Origin of the sequence: Wenzhouxiangella sp. 15190 (genome assembly GCF_003417465.1) — a bacterium.
Classification (GTDB): Bacteria; Pseudomonadota; Gammaproteobacteria; order Xanthomonadales; family Wenzhouxiangellaceae; genus Wenzhouxiangella.
The window spans coordinates 120,075-142,273 of sequence record NZ_QVMV01000007.1; the positions used below are offsets into that span (position 1 = coordinate 120,075).

Here is a 22,199-nt window from a genome sequence, read left to right on the forward strand (position 1 = left end):
TTCAGCTGGAAGAGACGGGCCTGCCCCGGGGCTGACTGAGCCGGTAGGCCGCCGGAATCACCACCAGGGTCAGCAAGGTCGCGGCCAGCAAGCCGGAGATGATCGCCCAGGCCATTGGCGGCCACAGCGTCGACTGCGTGAAGGTCAGCGGCAGCAGGCCGACGATGGTGGTGGCCGTGGTCAGGAGAATGGGACGGATACGACGCCCCACGGCACCCGAGATCGCTTGCTCGACGGTCAGGCCCTCGGCCTGGTTGGTCTGGATGACGTCGATGAGCACGATGGCATTGTTGACCACGATGCCGATCAGCGCGACGACACCCAGGGTGGCGGTGAAGCTGAAGGGCTGGCCGGTAAGGATGAGGCCGGGTACGACACCGATGGCCGCCATTGGAACGGTCAGAAGAACCAGTGCGACCAGTCGGAAGGAGTTGAACTGCCACAGCAGGAAGCCGACCAGCAAGACGAGGCCGATGGGCAGTGAACTGAACAATGCACTGTTGGCGGTGTCGGCCTCGGCCGCGGACCCGCCCTGTTCCATGCGGACGCCGTCAGGGAGGTCGAGCTCATCGAGCCTGGGTTGCAATTCGGCCACGACTTCGTTGTAGGTCGCGCCTTCCGTTGTCTCGGCGAGCACGGAGGTCATTCGCTGCAGGTCGCGGTGGAGAATGACGGCCGGTTCCAGGCCGAGTTCGATGTCGACGAACTGGTCGAGCGGGACGGGACCGGCGGCGGTGGGGACCTGCAGTCCGGCGAGGGCGCGCTCCGGCAGTGCCTCGCCATCGGGGCTGCGCAGCCGAATCGGCACTGGTTCCCGGCCGGCCCGCCAGGTCGATATCTGCCGTCCGAAACTGGCCTGGCTGAGCACACCGGCGATATCGGAGCGATTGACGCCGTGGCGGGCCGCTTCGGCATCGTCGATGGCGAAGGTCAGTGTCGGCATGCCGTCGCCGAGCTTGTGGCGCACGTCGCGCGCGCCCGGTGTGGCGCGCACCGCGGCCATGACCTGCCGGCTGGCGCGCGCGAGCTCGGCGGAATCCTCGCCGTAGAGCCGCACTTCGACGGGTGCGTCCACCGGTGGTCCCTGGCCCAGGCGGTGGGCGACCACCTGGGCATCCGGAATGCGGTCGGGAACGTGGCGGTCGATCCAGTCCATCACATCGGGCAGTTGCGAGTCATCCTCGGTGACGACCACCAGGCGTGCCAGATGCGGCGAACGCGGAATCTCGATCAGGTTGTAGAAGAAGCGCGGCCCGCTGAAGCCGGCGAAGTGGTGCACGGCCCGGACCTGGGGCAGGGCTTCCATTGAAGCGGCCAGGTCGCTGGCTTTCAGTGCCGTGTGCTCGAGCCGCGTGCCTTCGGCAAAGTAGAGGTCGACGATGAGCTGGTTGCGATCGGTACTGGGAAAGAAGTCGCGCTGCATGAAGCCGCTGATGCTCAAGGCACCGACGATGAGCAAAGCCGTGATTCCCATCACCGGCCAGGGACGCCGGACGGCCATGCTACCGAGACGACGACCCAGGTTTCCCAGTCCCGCCGAGGTATGACCTTCGCCGGGTTTGAGGATGACTGCGGCGACCGTGGGGGTGACCAGCACGGCATAGAGATAGCTCACCACGAGAATCAGCATCACCATGATCGGGATGGCGCGTGTGAAATCGGCCGTGTCGCCGCTCGATAGCAACAGCGGCGTGAAAGCCGCCAGGGTGGTGCCGGTAGCCGCAGCCAGCGGACCCGCCAGTTCGGTGACCGAGGTCACGGCCGCCTGGGTTCGGCCTTTGCCTCGGTCGAGATGCCACTGCAGGTTCTCGACCATCACGATGGCGTTATCGACCAGCATGCCCAGGGCGATCAGCATGCCGGCGATGGCCATCTGGTGAAGCACACCGCCGCCCATGGCGTAGATGGCCAGGCCGCTGAGGGTGACGACCGGCAGAAGGGTGGATACGACGAGGCCCAGTCGCGGCCCCATCGTCAGCAGCAGTACGAGAGCGACGACCGCTACGCCGATCAGCAGCGAGCGGCCCAATTCCGCCAGGCGCTGCTCGACCCAGCGGGGCTGGTAGAACATCTCGCGGATCTCCAGCGGCGCGTAGTCCGGGCGCAACTCGTCGATGATGTCGCGCGCCTTGCGACCGAAGTGCACGGCGTTGAGCCGGTTTTCGGGGATAACGATGCCAAGACCGATCGCGGGCTCGCCGTTGAACCACATGCGCTGGACAGCCGGCTCCTCCGGCCCCAACTCGATGCTGGCGATTTCGCTCAGGGGTAAGATCTGCCCGGTTTGAGTGCGAATGGGCGTGTCGGCCAACGCCTCGAGATCCGCGAAATCCGTCAAGGGGCGAACCACCAGGCTACGGCCGCCGCTGGCCAGGGTGCCGCCGGGCATGACACGGTTGCGTTCGGCGATCTGCTCGGCCAGGGACGGGAGATCGATGCCGGCCGCCATGGTGTTGGCATCGTCGAGTCGGATTATGAGTTGTTCGCCCGGGTCGGCGATCAGATCGATCCGCCCGACGTCGGGAATACGGAACAGGTCGCGCTTAAGTCCGCGGGCGGCATCGAGCAGTTCGAGCAGGTCCCGGGAGCCGGTTACCGCCAGCACGATGCCGTGTGTTTCCATCGAGCGGTCCTCGATGGCGGCCTGGCCGGCGCCGTCGGGGAATCGTCGTTCGGCTCGCTCGACGGCGACGCGGATGCGGTCCCAGACCGCGTCGGTGTCGTAGACGTGCTGGTGCATGCCGATGATCACGTGGGCGAAGCCCAGTCTGGCGGTACCGCGAATCATGTTGACTTCCTCGACGCCGGCGATTTCCTCTTCAAGCGGGTCGAGCACGAGACGCTCGATCTCGGCCGGTTCGGCCCCCGGCCATGCGACCTGGACGTTGCCGTAGCGGAATGGGAAGAAGGGATCCTCCTGCCGGTCCATGCCCAACCAGGCGGCCAGGCCGATGAGTGAGAGCATCACCACGCCGGTCAGAATCAGGCGCCGACGGTTCAGGGCACCGTGCATCAGTTTCATCTCAGTACCCGAACCCTTTCTCCGTCGAGCAGCTGGCCGTGGCCGGCGACGATCACCTCGTCGCCGGTTTCGAGTTCACCTTCGACCCGGACCTGACCGCCGTCGAGTTCACCGGGAATGACGGTGACCAGGTCGGCATGGTCATCGCGCAATCGGAATACGTGCGGCAGACCGTCACCGGTATCGATGAGGGCGTCGAGCGGTATGCTGAGCCGGTCGTCGCCGGTCCAGGACAACTCGACGTGCACGGCCTGTCCGGGCGACCATTCTGGCCAGGCGGTATCAGTCAGGTCGATGACCGCCGTAGCCGGCCGGCCCGGTGCCGGCAGGCCGATTTCTCGAATCGTTCCGCTGTGGGGCGTTCCACCTTCGAGTCGGCGCACGCGCACGGATTCCTCCACGGTTAGAGCCCGTGCCTGCCGAGCCGACAGGTCGACGGTGACCTCGAGGCGCTCGGGTGCGCTGACCGAAACGACAGGCTGCCCGGCACTGACGAACTGGCCGGGTTCGACCGGAAGGGCCACGACCCGGCCGGAAAATGGCGCTCGCAGCGTGGCTTCGTCCAGCTGATCGCGGGCTTCATCGAGCCTGGCTTGCGCCTGTTCCCGTGCCTGGCGGGCGGCATTGCGCCGGGCGCGTACGCGGTCGAGTTCGTCGGTTGCCACCAGGCCGCGCTCGTGCAGGTTTTCCAGGCGGCGGGTTTCGCGCTGAAGTTGCTGCAGTTGTTCTTCGAGTTCGTTCACCCGCGCGGCCGCGGCGGTGACACCGGGCATCAGCGCGGGGTTGTGCAGTATGGCCAGGGGCTGGCCGGCACTGATGGCTTCGCCGCGATTGACCAGGCGTTCGGCCAGGTGGCCGCTGTGCAAGAAGGCCAGGTCGGCACGTTCGATCGCGCGGGTGACACCCGGCAAGCGCAGCCGCACGGGCGGCTTGCTCTCGCTGACGGTGGCGATACGAACGGGTTGACCCGGTTCGGGCGCCGGTGCCTGCGTGGCTGGTTCATCGGAACAGGCCGTGGCAACCGCCAGGACCATGATAAGGACCGGCAGAAGTAAAATGCGGTTGGCGTTGACCAATAAACTGGCCGGCCGGTCAGTTAATTGGGCATGTGAAAGCGGTGCAGGGAACATGATCGTTTGGCCTCAGTTGCCGTCGGTCTCCGGCCCGGTCGCTCGCGGAGCCAGGCCGTCCATGAAGATTTTCAGGAAATCGTCGAGGTATTCGTCGTCGCTGCCGATGCCCTCCCAGTTCTTGTGCTGCGGTCGCACCTCGAACCACTGCGAACAGGCATTAATGAACACCGTGACGACGTGGGTCGGATTGACGTCGGAGCGGAGCAGCCCGGCGTCCTGGGCCTCGCGCACGCGGCGGGCGCCCAGTTCGACCAGTTCGGCGTCCATTTCGTTGCAGGTTGTGTCGCCCTCGAGGTGCATCCAGGTGAACAGCCGCACGACCTGCGGATTTTCCTGGAGAAACCGGAAGTAGCGAGTCACGCCGTTTTTCAGCAGCTCCGGGTCGGGTGAGTCCGCGCCTTCGAGCTCGTCTTTCTGCCCCTCGTAGTAACGCGCGAAAGCCGCTTCCTTGACGGCGTCCCACAGTCCTTCCTTGGTTCCGAAATGATGGTGGATCAGGCTCTTGGTCACGCCCGATCGCTCGGCCAGCTCGCGCATGCTCACGGCCGCGAAGCCCTTGTCGACGAACAGGTCGAAAGCCGCGTCCAGGATTCGGGCTTGGGTGAGATCCGGATCTCTTGTGGCGATGGACTCGTTCATTTCAAGCTAATGCTAGCATTGACTGACCGGTCGGTCAATTAGTAAGACCCGGGTAAAACTGCTCCGGCGCGGTCAACGTGCCGGGTCGATGGTGCCGCCGATCGACGTGTTGAGCCGGAACCAGCCGGCAATGCTGGTGCGGTCGGTACGGGAGGTCAGAACCTCGTGGGGAATTTCCTCACTGAGAAACATCACGAACGTGCCGGCGCGCGGTTCGATCGTGGCCGATACCGTCTCGCCATCCTCCGAGTAGACCACGAGTTCGCCGCCGTCGCCCGGTTGCCAGCTTTCGGTCAGATAGGTCACGGCCGAGACGATACGGTTGGCCGCACCCCGGAAACTGTCGAGGTGTTTTCGGTACAGCCCGCCGGGCGGGTAGTGCGCATAGTGGGCCTCGAACTCGAACAGGCCCAGAAACAGCTCGCGGTTGAGCGACAGGCGCAGTTGTTCCATACGCTCGAGAAAGCGAGCCTGTGCCGGTCTCCGGCGCGTCAGCCAGAAAACACGATCGCTTCGAATGTCGCGGTCGAGGTGATAGTCCTGTTCGCGGCCGATGCCGGCCCGGTGCAGACGGTCGGCTTCCATGAGTTCCTGCAGGTCGGCGCGAAGTTCGTCGACGAGCTCTCGGTCGAGCGCGTCCCTGCCGATCCACCAGCCTTGTTCACGCAGGCCCAGGGCGGCGGACTCGAAGGCATCCCGGTCAACCGGAAGCGGCGCGTCAGGCATGTTCGAGGTTCAATGGCGGTTCGGATAGTTCCGCGAGTTGCTCGCGCAACTGGCCGATAACGGTTTCCCAGTGACGGTCGTCGCCGAACCATGGAAAGGCGGCCGGAAAGGCGGGATCGTCCCAACGCCGGGCCAGCCAGGCCTGATAGTAGATCATTCGAAGGGTGCGCAACGCTTCGACCAGATGCAGTTCACGCGGGTCGAAGTCGTTAAATACCTTGTATTCCTCGATTAGCCAGCCCAGCTGCTGCTCGCGTTCGGCGCGATCGCCGGAAATCAGCATCCACAGATCCTGGATGGCCGGGCCGGTCAGGCAGTCGTCGAGATCGACGAAATGCGCATGCTCGTCGCGCCAGAGGATATTGCCCGGATGGCAGTCGCCGTGCAGGCGGATTCTTCGGTAGTCGCCGGCGCGCTCGAAGGTCGCGGATATACCTTCGAGCAGGTGTTCGGCCAGACTCGAAAATGCTTCTTCCAGATGCGGCGGCAGCCAGCGGTTCTCGACCAGCCAGTCGACCGGCTCGCGGCCCCGGTCAGCGATGGTCAATTCCGGTCGGTGCCGGAACCGTCCGGCCGCACCGACGGCATGCATTCGTCCCAGAGCACGGCCGAGTGTGCGCAGGGTGGGCTCGTGAGCGGGTTCAGGCGCATGCCCACCGCGGCGTGGAAAGACGGCCAGGCGAAAACCCTCGTGTCGATGCAGCGTGCGCCCCTGGATCGACACGGGGGCGACCACGGACAGGCCCGCGTCGGCCAGCTCGATGGAAAAGGCGTGTTCTTCCTCGATCGCCTCGTCGCTCCAGCGTTCGGGTCGGTAGAACTTGACCACGACTGGCTCGGCGTCTTCGAGACCGACCTGCCAGACCCGGTTCTCGAAGCTGTTGAGCGCCAGCAGCCGCCAGTCGGCTCGCAACCCCAGCGCTTCGACGGCATCGAGCACGACTTCCGGGCCCAGATTTGCATACGGTCTGGTGCGTGCGGTCGGTTCATTCATGCCGGCGCCATCGTTGCTGACCGGTACGCGAAATCGCGGAGTTGTCGTATGATGCCAAGCATGCAATCGTGTCCGGGTCTTGTGCGTGCGGGTGGACAATATTCGATTAGGATTGTGTCATGAAATGGCGTGATCCATTCCTTCTCCTGGCGGCCCTGGTGGCGGTGGTGTCCGCCGCGGTGCATGCCGGCGATGAAACCTCGAAAGCCACGGAGAATCAGGACGAAGACAAGCAGGTCGAGGAGAGCGCGGCCGACGAGCAACGTGCCGAACGCCAGGCCCGACAGCAACGCCTGATGGAAATGTCCTGCCGCGATGAGGAGGGCAGGCCTGAAGGCTGGCTGGACCTGACCCACTCGTATCTCAACCAGCGCCTGTGCGAACCGGCGGCCTGGTTCGACGGGTTCTTCGGCGATCCGCGCACCCTGGAAGAAAACCCCGTCGGCAGCTTCGTGCGCTTGCGCAACGCCGTGCGCTGGGATGAGCACGAGGGCTGGCAGTATCGGGTCGGGGTGCGCGCCAACGTCATCCTGCCGCGCCTGTCAGAGCGGGTCCGGTTGTTGGTCGCGCGCGACGAGGATCTGGAAGGAGACTATACGGATCCGGCGGGCGCGTTCGACGATCCCGAGAATCAGACCCGGCTCGGCCTGCGATTCCTCGCCAGCGAACATGCGCGCAGCCGTTTCGATGTCGACGGTACCGTCCGCGTCAGCAGTGGCTCGCTCAACCCCCGCTTGCGGGGCCGTTACCGATACATTCGGGGGTTGACCGACCGGACCCTCGGGCGCTTCACGCAATCGGCTTTCTGGGAACGCGAGGAAGGCCTGGGATTGACCACAAGGCTGGACTGGGAGTGGCTGCCGGATCGTAATCGCCTGCTTCGCTGGAGCGGGCGTGGTACCTGGTCAGAGAAGTCGGACGGCATCGATTGGCGCACCGGCCTGGTTTCGTTTCAACAGCTTGACATGAAGAGCGCGATTCGGGCCGAGGTCGGCGCCTGGGGTTATACCGAACCGGAATTCGAGACGGAAGAATACTTCGTCGCATTGCGCTATCGCCGACAGTTCCTGCGTCACTGGCTCTACTACGAGATCGAGCCGGCCCATGCCTGGCCCAAGGACTTCGATACCGGCGAACGCCGCAGCGACTGGCGCCTGACCTTCACCCTGGAAATCCAGTTCGAGAATGAACGTTCACGCCAGCACCGGCTGCGCCAGTATCTCGACGAAGAGCCCGACGCCGAAGCCTGGGAGGACGAACCGATTCCCGTCGATGCGCCGGGCGACCGAGCCGATGATCCGGTCCTCGAGGACAAGGACAACGGCAACGGGAACAACGGTGACGAATCCCGGGAGGGCGGCGGTTAGCCTTTCTAACCCGCCACCGCGGCAGCCGTCTCGTGCTGGGCCGTGGGTGCTTCGACGCCCAGGTTGTCGAGGATGCTCTGGGCGGCTTCGCGACCCTCGTAGACGGCGGTGACGACCAGGTCGGCGCCGCGCACCATGTCGCCGCCGGCATAGATCTTTTCATGGGAAGTCTGGTATTCGCCGCGGCCGTTGGCTGCCACGACCAGGCGGCCGTCATCGTGCGTTTCCACACCGGCGGACGTAAGCCATTCCGGAGGATTGGGACGGAAGCCGAAGGCGATGATGACCGTGTCGGCTTCGATGACCTGTTCGCTGCCGGGAACGGGTTCGGGGCGGCGGCGGCCGGCTTCGTCGGGCTCGCCGAGCTGTGTCTCGACGAGTTTGACGCCTTCGGCCTTGTCATCACCGACGATGCCCACCGGCTGGCGGTTGAACAGGAAGTTCACGCCTTCGTCCTTGGCGTTCTTCACTTCGCGCCGGCTGCCGGGCATGTTCTGTTCGTCGCGGCGGTAGGCGCAGGTGACTTCGCGCGCGCCCTGGCGGATGGCGGTGCGCACGCAGTCCATGGCGGTATCGCCACCGCCGAGCACGACCACGCGCCGATCCTTGAGGTTGACGTAGTCGAAGCCTTCCATCGGTTCTTCGAGCACCTGTCCGATGTTGCCGATCAGGTAGGGCAGGGAAGCAATCACGCCGGGCAGGTCCTGGTTTTCCAGGCGGCCGTCGACGTACTTGTAGGTGCCCATCCCGAGAAAGACGGCATCGTATTGATCGAGCAGTTCATCGAGCGAAATGTCCTTGCCCACTTCCTGGCCGAGATGAAAGTGAATGCCCATGCCTTCCATGATTTCCCGGCGCGTTTCGACCACGTGCTTTTCGAGCTTGAAGGGCGGGATGCCGTAAGTCAGCAGGCCGCCGATGCGCGGGTACTTGTCGAAGACATGCGCCTCGACGCCGTGGCGCACCAGGCGGTCGGCGCAGCCCAGGCCGGCTGGCCCGGCGCCGATGACCGCGACTTTCCTGCCCGTGGGCTGAACGTGGGACAGATCCGGTCGCCAGCCCTGCTTGACGGCTTCGTCGGTGATGTATTTCTCGACCGAGCCGATGGTGACCGCGCCCAGGCCGTCGTTGAGCGTGCAGGCGCCCTCGCACAGACGATCCTGCGGGCAGATCCGGCCGCACATTTCCGGCAGGGCATTGGTCTGGTGACACAGGTCGGCCGCCTCGAACAGGCGCCCTTGGCGGACCAGGCGCAGCCAGTCGGGAATGTAGTTGTGCACCGGGCACTTCCACTCGCAATAGGGGTTGCCGCAGTCGATGCAGCGCGCCGACTGGTCTTCGGCGCCGTCTTCGTCGTACTGCCCGTAAATCTCGCCCCACTCGCGTACGCGAATCGGGATCGGCACCTCTTCCGGGTTGGTGCGCGGGCTTTCGAGAAAATGCAGGTTGCTCGGCTTTTTCATAGGGATAGGGGCTGACTTTGGCTCAGTTTTTCTGGAACCACGGAAGGCACGGAATGACACGGAAAGAGATCAGGCAACAAGGAAACTGTTTTTATGACCCAAGTTTCGCGTTCAGCTAGTGGCCCGCCTCGACCAAACTTATATACATTCCGTGTTCTTCCGTGTATTCCGTGGTTACAGATGTTTTTACACACACACATGACCATCATGCTGCGTTCCTGAGTGAGGCGATCAGGTCGTCGAGGTCGGCGGCCTTGGGCTTGACCAGCCAGAACTTGGGCAGCATGCGACGGAAATCGTCGAGGACTTCGGCGGCGTGCCGGCTACCGGTCAGTTCCTGGTGGCGCATGATCAGGTTGCGAAGGTGATGGACGTGGTTTTCCATGCTTTCGGGCGCGATGTGGTGGATATCGATCAGTTCGTGGTTGTAGCGATCGACGAAGCCGCGGTCGAGATCGAGCACGTAGGCGAAACCGCCGGTCATGCCGGCGCCGAAGTTGATGCCGGTCCTGCCCAGCACCACCACCATGCCACCGGTCATGTATTCGCAGCAGTGGTCGCCGGCGCCCTCGATGACGGCCACGCAGCCTGAGTTGCGTACGGCGAAGCGCTCGCCGGCGGTGCCTTCGGCGAACAGTTCGCCGCCGGTGGCGCCGTACAGGCAGGTGTTGCCCATGACGGGTGTTTCGCAGGCGGTGTATTGGATGCCTGAAGGCACCCGCAGCACGATGCGCCCCCCGGTCATGCCCTTGCCGACGTAATCGTTGGCCTCGCCGGTGAGCGTCAGTTCGAGGCCGCCGGCATTGAAGGCGCCGAAACTCTGCCCGGCCGTACCGGTGAAATCCAGGTTGAGGGGCGAATCGGCCATGCCCTGATTACCGTGATGGCGGGCGATAAAGCCGGAAAGGCGTGCGCCGATCGAACGATCACTGTTGCGGATGGCGTATTCGAAACGCCCGCCCGCCTGGTTTTTGACCGCCTCGGCGGTATCGTCCTCGATTCTCCGCGCCAGCTCGCCCTTGTCGTGCGGCGGGTTGCGTTCGGCGACACAGAAGCGCTCGGCGCCGGATTCCAGGCCGGTTTCGGCCAGCAGCGGCGAGAGATCGAGACGGTTCTGTCGCTCGGTCAGCCCCTCGATGCGTTCCAGGTACTCGGTGCGGCCGATCAGGTCCTCCAGTTTCGTCACGCCCAGTTCGGCCAGGATGGCCCTGACGTCCTCGGCGATGAAGCGGAAGAAGTTGACCACCATCTCGGGCAGGCCGATGAAATGCTTCTTGCGCAGCACCTCGTGCTGCGTGGCCACACCCGTGGCGCAGTTGTTGAGATGGCAGATGCGCAGGTACTTGCAGCCGATGGCGATCATCGGCGCCGTGCCGAAGCCGAAGCTCTCGGCCCCCAGGATGGCGGCCTTGACCACGTCCACGGCGGTCTTGAGGCCGCCGTCGGCCTGGATGCGCACCTGGCCCCTGAGGTCGTTGGCCATCAGGACCTGGCGGACTTCCGACAGGCCCAGCTCCCAGGGCGCGCCGGCGTATTTCACCGAAGTCAGCGGACTCGCGCCGGTACCGCCGTCGTAGCCGGAGACGGTGATCAAGTCGGCATAGGCCTTGACCACGCCGGCGGCGACCGTGCCGATGCCCGGCTCGGAGACGAGCTTGACCGAGACCAGTGCTTTCGGATTGACCTGCTTGAGGTCGAAGATCAGCTGCGCCAGATCCTCGATGGAATAGATATCGTGGTGCGGGGGTGGCGAGATCAGGCCCACGCCGGGCGTGGCATAGCGCAGCCGGGCGATCAGTTTGTCGACCTTGTGGCCGGGTAGCTGGCCGCCCTCGCCGGGCTTGGCGCCCTGGGCGATCTTGATCTGGATGACCTCGGCGTTGATCAAATACTCCGGCGTCACGCCGAAACGGCCCGAGGCGATCTGCTTGATCTTGGAGCGCTTTTCGGTGCCGTAGCGCAGCGGATCCTCGCCGCCTTCGCCGGAGTTCGAGCGCGCCCCGATCCGGTTCATGGCGATCGCGATGGCTTCGTGCGCCTCCGGTGACAGGGCGCCGAGGCTCATGCCGGCCGAATCGAAGCGCTTGAAGATCGACTCGACGGGCTCGACCGCGTCGAGTTCGATCGACTCATTGGGGCTGGTGATCCTGAGCAGGTCGCGCAGGGTCGCCGGCTCGCGACTGTTGACCAGGTGGGTGTATTCATCCCAGGCGGCGCGATCGGTGTTCTGGGTGGCGCGGTGCAGGGCGGTGACCACGTCGGGATTCCAGGCGTGATACTCGCCGTGGTCGACGTAGCGGTAGAGGCCGCCGTGCTCGATCGGCACGCGTTTCTCCCAGGCCCAGCGCGCGAGTTTGCGCTGGTCGTCGTGCAGGTCGGTGAAGGTCGCACCCTGGATACGGCTGACCGCGCCGGGGAAACACAGATCGACCACCTCGTCGGCCAGGCCGACGATCTCGAACAATTGCGCGCCGCGGTAGGAGCCGACGGTCGAGATCCCCATCTTCGACAGAATCTTGTAGAGGCCCTTGCGGATGCCGCGGCGGTAGGCGCGGCCGAGTTGCAGGGCTTCATCCCGGGGATGCTCGAATTCGCCGGCGTTGGCCATCGCCTGCAGGGTCTGATAGACGAGATAGGGATAGACGGCCGTTGCGCCGAAGCCGATCAGGCAGGCGAAGTGATGCGGGTCCCGGGCCGTGGCGGTTTCAACGATCAGGTTGCACAGCGGGCGCTGGCCCGTCTCGAGCAGGTGATGATGGATCGCGCCGGTGGCCAGCAGGGCGTGGATCGGGAGATGGTCCTTCTTGAGATAACGGTCCGAGATCAGCAGGATCAGGGTGCCGTTTTCGACCGCTTCCTCGGCCTGGCGGCACAGATCGCGCAATGCCTCGTCGAGCGGCTGGTCGGCCGGCACGTTGAGGTCCAGAAACTCCGAGGACAGCCCGAATTGCGGCGTATTGACCAGCTGCCGAAGCTTTCTCTGCGACAGCACCGGCGAGTTGAGCACCACGCGATCGGCGAGTTCGGGACCGGGCTCGAATACATTGCCCTTGCGGCCGATACCGGTCTCGAGCGACATCACGATCTTCTCGCGCAGGCTGTCGATCGCGGGATTGGTCACCTGGGCGAACTGCTGGCGGAAGCAGTCGAACAGCGAGCGTACCTTGGTCGAGAGAACGGGCATGGGCGTGTCGTCGCCCATCGAGCCCACCGCCTCGGCCTGGGTGTTGGCCAGTACCGCCACGACCTCGCGCCGCTCCTCGCGCGAGAAATTGAACATCTTCTGGTAGCTGGCCAGGGTGTCTGTATCGAAAGGCTCGGCGGCCATGTGCACGTCGACCAGCTCCGAGTCGAGATACTTCACGCCCGATTTCAGCCAGTCCTGCCATGGATGCAGATTCTTGAGCTGCTCGTCGACGCCGCGATGATCGAGCAGCTCGCCGGTGGCCAGGTCCGCGACCAGGATCTGTCCCGGCCCCAGGCGACCACGCGCGGCGACCTGTTCGATCGGCACGTCGACCACGCCGGTCTCGGAAGCGACGATCAGGCGATTGTCGGTGGTCTTCGTCCAGCGTGCGGGCCTCAGCCCGTTGCGGTCGAGCGCGCACACCGCGTGCCGGCCGTCGCACATCACCAAGCCGGCCGGGCCATCCCAGGCCTCCTGGTGGAAGGCGAAGAATTCGTGGAAGGCCCTGAGGTCGGCGTCGAGGTTGTCGTCGGTTTGCCAGGCCGGCGGAATCAGGATGCGCACCGCCTGGGGCATATTCATGCCGCCGGCAACCAGCAGTTCGAGCATGTTGTCGAGCGAGCTGGAATCCGAACCCTGCATGCCCACCGGCGGGTCGATCTCGCCCAGTTCGGTCAGCAGCGGTGAGGCCAGCAGCTTGCGCCTGGCCCGCGTCCAGTGGCGGTTGCCACGGATGGTGTTGATCTCGCCGTTGTGCGCCAGCATCCGAAACGGCTGCGCCAGCGACCATTTCGGCAGGGTATTGGTCGAGAATCGCTGGTGGAATACCGCCACCGAAGTGGCCATGCGCTCGTCGGCCAGGTCCGGGTAGAAGGTGGCCAGGTATTCGGGCATGACCATGCCCTTGTAGCTGATCGTCCGGGCCGACAGGCTGGCGATGTAGTCCGGCTTGTCGCCGGAGGACTGCTCACAGCGACGGCGTGCCAGCAAGAGCCGACGTTCGAAGTCATCGTCGTCGACGGTATCGGGCGGGGTTGCAAATATCTGCTCGATGCGCGGCAGTGTCGCGCGGGCGGTTTCCCCGCAAGCTTCCGGGTCGACCGGCACGCGCCGCCATCCGGCCACAGCCAGCCCGCGGGCCTTGATTTCGTTTTCAAGGACGGCCCGCTGGTCGGCGGTTCGCTCGTCGTGATGGTCGAGAAAGATCGTGCCGACGGCGAATCGCTCGCCCAGCTCGATTCCTTCCTCCTCGGCGACCGCCCGCAGGAATGCGGTCGGCATCTTCAGCAGCAGACCGCAGCCGTCGCCGGTCTTGCCGTCGGGCGCCACCGCCCCACGGTGCGTCAGGCGCACGAGGGCCTGGACCGCATCGGCCACGGTATCGTGACGGGCGGCATCATCCAGCCGGGCGATCAGCCCGAATCCACAGGAATCTTTTTCGAAATCAGGATGATGCAGTGTCTTCAAGCAAGTCTCCGGCCACGTTGCCCCGCCAGGGGGCATACGTCAGCGTATGTTCGGGGAACCCAATAGGATACCGTGTTCGATGTTCTGATGCGTCGGGATTACCGCATTTGCCTTGATAGTGGCCTCTGAAAGCCCAACAATCAATATCGAAACTCACTCAAGCAGGATCTTGCACGCATGTCTCTAGACTCCGCCGTACGCGAAAAGATCGAATCGCAGATTGCCTCCCACCGCGTGGTGCTCTACATGAAGGGCACGCCGAAAATGCCGCAATGCGGGTTTTCGGCCCGCACCGCCGGTATTCTCGACCAGTTGCTGGAAGGTGACTACGCCAGCTACAACGTACTCGAGGATGAAAGCATCCGCGAAGGCATCAAGGCCTACGGCGACTGGCCGACCATTCCGCAGCTGTATATCGATGGCGAACTGGTCGGCGGCAACGACATCATCGGCGAGATGTTCAACACCGGCGAGCTGCACGAAATGTTCGGGCTGGAAAAGCCCGATCGCACCCCGCCGGAGATCACCATCACCGACAAGGCGGCCGAGAAGATCCGTGAGTTTCTCGAGGCCTATCCGGGCAACCATCTGCACTTTGCCATCGATTCGGGCTGGGATGCCCAGTTCCAGGTCGGGCCGAAGCAGGGTACCGAAATCGAGACCGAGTCGAACGGCATCACCGTGCTGATGGACCTCGCCAGCGCTCAGCGCGCCAAGGGTGCGACCGTCGACTGGGTGGAAACCGTCCAGGGTGAGGGCCTCAAGCTCGACCTGCCGGGCGCCCCGGCGCCGGTCAAGCAGATGACGCCGGCCGAACTTCAGGAACGGATCAATTCAGGCGAACGTATCCTGGTGATCGATACCCGCAACGAGGCCGACCGCGCCGAAAAGCCGATCGACTTCGCCGAGCCCCTCGATGCCGACCTCATGGCCAAGCTCAAGGACGGCGATCCCAACCAGCCGCTGGTGTTCGTGTGTAACGTCGGCCAGACCTCGCAGCAGTATGCCGAGCACTATCGCAAGCAGGGATACACGCAGGTCTACAATCTGGAAGGCGGAGCGCAGGCGATACTGGGCTGAGACGGCGTATCGCCTGGGTGCTCCGGGCGATCAATCCTGCTCGAATCGATCATCGAAGATCCCCCCGTAGCGCAGGGCATTGGAAAACTCCGAGGTATTGCCGTCAGCGTCGGTCGCAGTGGCGATGACTTCGCCCTCTTGGTAGATCGTGGGTAGTCCCGAGACGGTAACGGTCACCTCGGACTGAGCGTCAGTGTTCTCGTAAAGCGCCGATCCGAGCCAGCCGAGGCTCTGGCGTTCGGTGGTTGAACTATTGTCCCGGTAGAAATCGATTTTCAGATCGTAAGCCGAATTGCCCGTCGTGCTGTCGACCTTGAAGGTGACAGTCAGTTCATCCTGTTCAAAGTCGTAATCGGCAGTGATCAGCTCGGGGGAATTCTGGCGGTTGTTCGGTCCGGTATCGTCGTCGCCGGGATCGTTTTCGTCGACTCCGTCGTTACCCAGGTCGATTCCGGGACCATCATTGTTTTGCATACTGTTGCGCTCGATACGGTTCTCGATCGCGCCACTGCCGACGATCGAGATTGCCGGGCCGTCGCATGCGTTGATGATGTTCTGGGTCAACGCTGACGAGCTGCCGATGCCGTATTCCGAGCCGGTGATGTAGATGCCGGTGTTGTCGCAGGCGGTGATGTTGTTGTTGCTCGCGAAACCATCTTTGCCGTGCAATTCCATGCCCCGGGACCAGAACTGGTTGCCGTCATCAGAGCCGTTGCCGCCGATGGTGGTCTTTGTGCCATGATCGACCATGCCCGGTCCGTCATTGGCGTGGATGATCAGGGGGCCGCCGCTGAGGTCAATGCCGCCGAGTTCATTTGCCGCGATGATGTTGCCGGTGGATCCCGAGCCCTCCAGCAGGACGCCGGCCCCGTTGTTGTCGGCCACCACATTACCCATTTCTTCCGGCGGCGCTTCGCCAACCTGACTCAGGTTTGTCCACCTTACCTCGATCCCCGGTCCGTCGTTGCCCATGGCGTCGCCGTCGGCATTGACGCCGACCAGGTTGCCCCGGATGCTGGTTTCGTCCGAGGACGTGGCAAGAATGCCGCGCCGACCGTTGTCGACGATCAGGTTGCCTTCGTTCTGGGTGCGATCGCCGCCGATGATATTGCCGTTGCCCTGATTGACGAGTATTCCTTCCATGAAGTTGCCCATTGCGGTCTTGCCGTCCGGGGCGGCGCCGATAATGTTCGACTGGATGGTGTTCATGTCGGCTCCGCCGAGGCCGATGGCAATGCCTCGCTGGGAATTGTCGGAGATGACATTGCCTTGGCCCGGCTCGCCGATTCGATTGTAACTGCTGCCTTCAGTCAAGCGAATGCCGTTGCCGCCGTTGCCGGCCCGATTGCCCGCCGTGTCGACCCCGATGAGGTTTTCGGTCACGATGTTGACGCTGCCGTCGATAAAAATGCCGTCGCCATCGAATTCGATGATCGAGAGACCTCGAATCTCGTTGTTGTCGCCTTCAATATGAAATCCGTCATGACTCGAGCCGGTAATTCCCGGCCCCCTGATTTCGATCTCCGGGTTGGGGGCAGTCGACTGGCTGCTTCCGTCGATCAGCACGTCGTCGCGCTGGATATGCAGAGAGCCGGCGTGGGAGTCGATGATGAACGGCGGTGCGCCGCTGAGGTCGAAGTCAATGATCGCTGTGCCGCCAATCAGGGCGTTGGCCTGCTCGATCGCGGCGCGCAGGGTGCACTCGCCGGACTGATCCACGCAGGCGCCGTCATTGAGGTCTGCATCACCGTCATCGTCGGTACTGGTAACAGTGAAGGCAAAAGCCTGGGCCGAAGCGGTGGCGGTGAAAGCGCTCGAGAGCAAGAGAAACAGGAGCGTCAGGATTGCGGGTCGTGCGGTGCGGATCGTCTGGACGGGTCGTGGCACTTTGTCTCCTTTGAATCAGGCTTGGCGTCGGCGCAATCAGAGCGCCGTGCGTATGACGGCGTCAGCAATTGCGACTGACGCCGTGTTGGCCTGTTCGATTTTTCGGGCTTGCTCTGTCTACGAGAACTGGCCAGTAATCCTGCCAGACGCGCGGCGGCGGTTAGAGTTCTGCCACCACCGCCGCTTGATCACCGGCCGCCTGTGGGGGTGCGGTTCGGCGTTTTCGCCCGGGTTAGCCGCTTGCGTGCTGTCGATTCGATCGCCGTGTGATCGCAAGGATCGACAGGATCAGAAGCACTGCGGCGGGAAGGCCCAGCGTGGGCACCGGAAGCGGCGCCGGACTGGTGCCGCGCAGGCCGACACGATCCGGACTGGAAGGCGAATTGCTGAAGATCAGAATCTCGCCAGTGAACGATCCGGACCATGATGTCGGCGTCATCCTTGCCTCGATCGTGCAGCTTTCCCCGGGTGTGATTGTGGCCGGTAGCGGGTGACAGCTGCCGCCGGTGATCTCGAACGGCGGTTCGGGATTGTCGATGCCGTCGATGACCAGATCGGCGTCTCCGCCATTGCTGATCGCGATCGACCGGGTTTCACTCGAAGTGCCGAATGCGTGCTCCCCGAAATCGACATCGCCGAGGCTGAGGACGGTTTCCGCCTGGGTGCCGTTGCCTTGCAGCTCGAGTTGATGCGGTGCATCCAGGGCGTTGCTGTCCAACGTGATCGACTGGGAGGCGGCTCCGGTCGTGGTGGGGCTGAAGCTGTAGTCGAGCGTGCAGGTGGCGCCCGGGGTCAGCGTGAACGGTGCATTTCCGCAGGTGCCGCCGGCCGCGGCGAATGGCGCGGTGGGCGAGGTGATGCTGCCGACGTCGAGGTCGGCATGGCCGGTGTTTTCAAGCGTGACACTCAGGGGATCGCTGTTCATGCCCACCTCCTGATCGTTGAAATTGACCGGATTCGGGGACAGGTCGACCGCCGGGAAGCAATCCGCCAGCTCGGTCTCGGCGATATTGAATTCCGATGCAGCCTGCACCACCGCGCTGCCCGGATGCACACCCGCCCCAGCGGCCGCCATGGACCCCTGGAGTGAGAAGGATTCACCAATGGCGGTCAGAAAAGTACCGGAGTCGGAAAAATCTGCTGCCTCGCCACTGGCGATTTCCGTTGGACCGAAAGAAAGTACGTTGACACCTTCTACATCGATCCCGCCGGCCCCGGCCACGTTGACGTCGTAGCTAAAGGTTCCGGCATCCTCGTCTGCCTGTGCATCGGCGGAGAGGTCGCCGCCGCCGATGATGACCCCCGCCGTTGCCTGACCCGAACTCTCGGCCGAAATTTCAGCGACGTGGCTGTACTGATAACAAACGGGGTCGCCCTCGGATTCACCTGCTTCAGGCTGAACCTCCCAAACGCCGCTCATAAAGCTCGTCCCCGTGATGGTAAAACTCGGGAACTCTTGTGTCGTTTCTGCCGAAACCATGAAGCTCACCGCCTCAGTGATGTCGGACGGTGAAGCCCTGCTCGTGCCTTGTTCCGAGTGCGGCACGGGCTGACCGTTGCGGGTCATTTCGAAGTGGAAGTCGATCTGGTGAAGCGTGGCAGCCTGGGCGCTACCCGCGAGCGTAGCGGCGGCGAGGACCGGCAGCAGTGCCGGTACGATACGAAACGTCATGCTGATGTTCCCCCTTTTTTCGATTATCTTTTCGGGTAACCGCCGGAGGCAGTGCGAAAAGTCTAGCACCACCCGGGTGTGATGTCTCTCGGTTGCCCGTCAAAGAGAAAACTCGGCCACCACGGGTGCATGATCGCTGGGCCGTTCGTTCTTGCGCGGTTCCTTGTCGACATAACTGGTGGTGCAGGCCATCTTCAGGGCGTCGGAGCAAAGCACCAGGTCGATGCGCAGGCCCAGGCCTCGGCGAAAGGCCGCCGCGCGGTAGTCCCACCATGAGAATGTGGCTTCAGGCTGCTCGAACAGGCGGAAGCTGTCGTGCAGGCCGAGATCGAGCATGGCCTTGAGCGCTTCGCGCTCGGGCGTCGAGCAGAGGATCTTCTCGTGCCAGGCTTCGGGGTCGTGCACGTCGCGATCATCGGGGGCGATATTGAAGTCGCCCATCACCACCAGCTTGTCATGGCGGGTTAGCTCGTCGGCGATCCATTTGCGTACCGCCTCCAGCCAGGCGAGCTTGTAGTCGTACTTGTCGGAGCCGACTTCCTTGCCGTTGACCACGTAGAGATTGATGACGCGCACGTTGCCGACGGTGCCGGCGATCACGCGCCTTTGCTCATCGGGGAAACCCGGAATTTCGGTGATCACGTCCAGAGGCTGTTCGCGGGCGATCAGCGCGACGCCGTTGTAGGTGGGCTGGCCGGCGTAGGCGACGTGATAACCGGCTTCCTCGATGGCCTCGACCGGGAAGTTCTCGTCGGTCAGCTTGGTTTCCTGCAGTCCGAGCACGTCCGGGCGCTGGTGTTCCATCCAGTCCAGCACCTGCGGCAGGCGCACCTTGAGCGAGTTGAGGTTCCAGCTTGCGATTTTCATGATTACGCAGTTTAGTCGATCGTCCACGTTCCTAGGGAGCAATTCGCAAGGGTGGGTGGCGGTGTAGTTTTCCAGTTGCCAGTTGGTCGGGATTGGCGCAGACTGCCCGTTAGCGGCTATGATGATGCATCAAAGTGCCATCTTTTCGGGGGAGGGGGTGATCGGTGGCGTCGATACTGACGACCAGGTTACCGAAATGACGGACTCCATTGCCAACCACGACATCTTCAGTGCGCTTCGGGCTGAAGGCGCCGATCCTGAATTGGAGCAGGCGCTTTTTCGAAGGTTGTTTGAAAGCTCTCCCGAAGGAATTGTCCTCCTCGATAACCGAGATCGCGTCGTTCGGGTCAATTCACGATTCCTGGAGATGTTCGGCTACGCCAAGGAGGAAGTTGTCGGTCGGTCGGTCAACAGCCTGATCGTCGACGCATCTCTGAGCGAGGAGGCCAGCAATCTGACCCGCGCTGTCCTGGACCACGAGTCGATTCAGGTGGAGACCATGCGCTTCCGGAAGGACGGCAGCATGATCTACGTATCGATTCTCGGTCACCCGGTCATGGTGGGAGAGGGGCAAGCCGCGGTTTACGGTATTTACCGGGATATCACTCAACAGAAGCTGCAAGAAGAGATGCTTCGGCAGAGTGAAGACAAGTACCGCAGCATCATCGATACCATCGAAGATGGATACTTCGAAGTCGATCTGGCTGGAAATTTTCTGTTCTTCAACGAAGCGCTTCCACGGATGCTTGGCTACGAGGCGGGTGAATTCAGGGCGATCACCTTCCGGGACTTCACATCCGCCGAGACTACAGAACGCGTTTACGAGATCTTCAACGAGGTCTACGAAAGCGGCAACTCAGTTCCTGGGTTCTCCTGGGAAGCCCAGGCCAGGGACGGTTCGAATCTCCATCTCGAGGCTTCCGTTTCCCTGCTCCGTTCCGGCAATGGGGAGCCGGCCGGTTTCCGCGGCCTGGTCCGGGACGTGACGCAGCGGGTTCATGCCGAGGCGGCACTGCGTGAGAGCGAGGAGCGATACCGCCTGATGGCCGAGAGCATCGGGCAGCTCATTTACGACTATGATCTGCACACGGGCGTGATTCAGTGGTCGGGGGCGATACAGCGCGTGACTGGCCAGACGCCTGAAGAGCTCGAAACTGTCAATATCGACGAGTGGATGGATCGCATTCACCCCGATGATCGTGACGCAGCGGTGACCCTGCTGGAAAAGGCCGAGAAGGAGGGCAGCCCCTATCACGTCGAGTACCGCTTTTGCACCGGGGCGGGTGAGTATTTCCACGCCGAAGACAATGGCACGTTCCTGGCCGACGATGAAGGCAAGGCCTACCGCATGATCGGGACGATGACAGATGTCAGCGAACGCCACCGGATCAACCAGGAAATGGCCTACCAGGCCGCACATGACGAGCTGACCGGACTCTACAACCGGCGTAAATTCGAGCAAGTGCTGGGCGAGTTGTTGGCGCGACGCGAGTCAATGGGTGACTCGCATGCATTGCTCTATATGGATCTCGATCAGTTCAAGGTGGTCAACGATACCTGCGGTCATCATGCGGGCGATGAACTGCTGCGGCAGCTTGGTGCCGCCTTGAAGAGCCTGGCGCGAAGCTCGGATACGCTGGCACGACTGGGTGGTGACGAGTTCGGCCTGATTCTGCATGGCTGCTCTCTTCCGAAGGCCGAGGAGGTCAGTCAGAAAGTTCTCCGGATGGTCAACGATTTCGCTTTTGCCTGGGAAGGGCGTTCGTTCACCATCGGAATCTCCATCAGAGTGGTGGATGTTTCCGCACATTCCGGCGTCGCCGAAATTCTCATGGCGGCCGACCAAGCTTGCTATTCTGCCAAGAACCAGGGCCGCAACCGCCTGCAGGTCTATCACTTTGATGACTCCCACCTGAGCCGGCACCAGTTGGAAATCGATGCTGCGGCGGAAATTACCGACGCGCTGCGCGAGAATCGTTTCGAACTCTACTACCAGCGAATCGAATCCCTGCAAAGGGATTCCGATGAAGAACACTGCGAGATTCTGCTTCGCATGAAGGATCGATGGGGTGAAGTGGTTCCCCCCGCCCGCTTCATCCCGGGTGCCGAACGTTACAACATGATGTCGTCGATTGACCGCTGGGTGGTGTCGCACGTCCTCGAAGGTATTTGCCGGAGAATTGACGCGGGCCGGCACCGGGAAGGCCAGCGTTACTCGATCAATCTTTCCGGAAGCTCCCTGGGAGAGTCGTCATTCTCTGAATTCGTCGCCGATGAGTTGCAGCGGACGGGCGTTCCACCCCGGGCCATTGCTTTCGAGGTCACCGAAAGCAGCGCCATCCTCAGCCTGGAGCGGGCGCTCGAGTTCATGCGCTCGGTACGTGCGCTGGGTATCAAGGTGATGCTCGACGATTTTGGTAGCGGCCTTTCGTCCTTCGGCTATCTCAAGACACTGCCGGTGGACTACCTGAAGATCGACGGTGAACTGGTCAAGGACATTGCCGAAGGACGTATCGACCTGGCCATGGTTGAGGCGATTCACCGAGTCGGGGAGATTATTGGCATCCCCACGGTGGCCGAGCATGTCAGCAGTCGCGAGATACTCGAGCGGCTTGAAGAATTGGGCGTGCAATACGCGCAGGGCTTCTATTTTCACGAACCCGAACCCTGGCGAGTGGATTGACGCCGCGCCGCG

At 63.0% G+C, this 22,199-nt stretch carries 13 protein-coding genes; 3 read left to right on the plus strand and 10 right to left on the minus strand.

The features are described from left to right. Window position 1: 1 nt before the first annotated feature. The 5 genes from DZK26_RS01755 to DZK26_RS01775 form a co-directional block, all read right to left on the minus strand. Window positions 2-3,013: an efflux RND transporter permease subunit gene (locus DZK26_RS01755; protein WP_181918264.1), complete on the minus strand. Its 3,012-nt coding sequence runs from the start codon at window positions 3,011-3,013 to the stop codon at window positions 2-4. Between the two features lie 5 nt (window positions 3,014-3,018). Then, window positions 3,019-4,152 carry an efflux RND transporter periplasmic adaptor subunit gene (locus tag DZK26_RS01760; RefSeq protein ID WP_116897193.1) on the minus strand — a complete coding sequence of 378 codons (1,134 nt, stop codon included), beginning with the start codon at window positions 4,150-4,152 and terminating at the stop codon, window positions 3,019-3,021. Between the two features lie 12 nt (window positions 4,153-4,164). Next, entirely contained in the window at window positions 4,165-4,794 is a 630-nt protein-coding gene (locus tag DZK26_RS01765; protein ID WP_116897194.1) for a TetR/AcrR family transcriptional regulator, read from the minus strand. 72 nt (window positions 4,795-4,866) lie between these two features. Further along, window positions 4,867-5,520, minus strand: a complete 654-nt coding sequence (locus tag DZK26_RS01770; RefSeq protein ID WP_116897195.1) for a 2OG-Fe(II) oxygenase — start codon at window positions 5,518-5,520, stop codon at window positions 4,867-4,869. Then, window positions 5,513-6,514, minus strand: coding sequence for a serine/threonine protein kinase (locus DZK26_RS01775; protein WP_116897196.1), 1,002 nt, complete (start codon window positions 6,512-6,514; stop codon window positions 5,513-5,515). Before DZK26_RS01775 ends, DZK26_RS01770 begins: the two co-directional genes overlap by 8 nt. A 119-nt stretch (window positions 6,515-6,633) precedes the next feature. Here DZK26_RS01775 and DZK26_RS01780 point away from each other — a divergent pair, with 119 nt between their 5' ends. Then, window positions 6,634-7,881 carry a hypothetical protein gene (locus tag DZK26_RS01780; protein WP_116897197.1) on the plus strand — a complete coding sequence of 416 codons (1,248 nt, stop codon included), beginning with the start codon at window positions 6,634-6,636 and terminating at the stop codon, window positions 7,879-7,881. Window positions 7,882-7,886: 5 nt separating this feature from the next. Here DZK26_RS01780 and DZK26_RS01785 read toward each other — a convergent pair whose 3' ends face one another. Both DZK26_RS01785 and gltB read right to left on the minus strand, forming a co-directional pair. Next, window positions 7,887-9,344: an FAD-dependent oxidoreductase gene (locus DZK26_RS01785; RefSeq protein ID WP_116897198.1), complete on the minus strand. Its 1,458-nt coding sequence runs from the start codon at window positions 9,342-9,344 to the stop codon at window positions 7,887-7,889. A 205-nt stretch (window positions 9,345-9,549) separates the two neighbouring features. Next, window positions 9,550-14,034, minus strand: coding sequence for a glutamate synthase large subunit (gene gltB, locus DZK26_RS01790; protein WP_116897199.1), 4,485 nt, complete (start codon window positions 14,032-14,034; stop codon window positions 9,550-9,552). A 141-nt stretch (window positions 14,035-14,175) separates the two neighbouring features. Between gltB and grxD the strand changes: the two genes are divergently transcribed. Next, entirely contained in the window at window positions 14,176-15,078 is a 903-nt protein-coding gene (gene grxD, locus DZK26_RS14640) for a Grx4 family monothiol glutaredoxin (protein WP_116897200.1), read from the plus strand. A 30-nt stretch (window positions 15,079-15,108) separates the two neighbouring features. On the opposite strand, the gene DZK26_RS01800 is transcribed toward grxD, so the two are convergent. From DZK26_RS01800 to xth, 3 genes are all read right to left on the minus strand, one after another. Beyond that, window positions 15,109-16,965, minus strand: coding sequence for a right-handed parallel beta-helix repeat-containing protein (locus DZK26_RS01800; RefSeq protein WP_116897201.1), 1,857 nt, complete (start codon window positions 16,963-16,965; stop codon window positions 15,109-15,111). A 232-nt stretch (window positions 16,966-17,197) separates the two neighbouring features. Beyond that, on the minus strand, window positions 17,198-18,532 hold the full coding sequence (locus DZK26_RS01805; RefSeq protein WP_181918265.1) for a choice-of-anchor D domain-containing protein: 1,335 nt from the start codon (window positions 18,530-18,532) through the stop codon (window positions 17,198-17,200). Window positions 18,533-18,736: 204 nt separating this feature from the next. After that, on the minus strand, window positions 18,737-19,504 hold the full coding sequence (gene xth / locus DZK26_RS01810; RefSeq protein ID WP_116897203.1) for an exodeoxyribonuclease III: 768 nt from the start codon (window positions 19,502-19,504) through the stop codon (window positions 18,737-18,739). Window positions 19,505-19,622: 118 nt separating this feature from the next. Between xth and DZK26_RS01815 the strand changes: the two genes are divergently transcribed. Next, on the plus strand, window positions 19,623-22,187 hold the full coding sequence (locus DZK26_RS01815; RefSeq protein WP_116897204.1) for a PAS domain S-box protein: 2,565 nt from the start codon (window positions 19,623-19,625) through the stop codon (window positions 22,185-22,187). The last annotated feature ends 12 nt before the right edge of the window (window positions 22,188-22,199 follow it).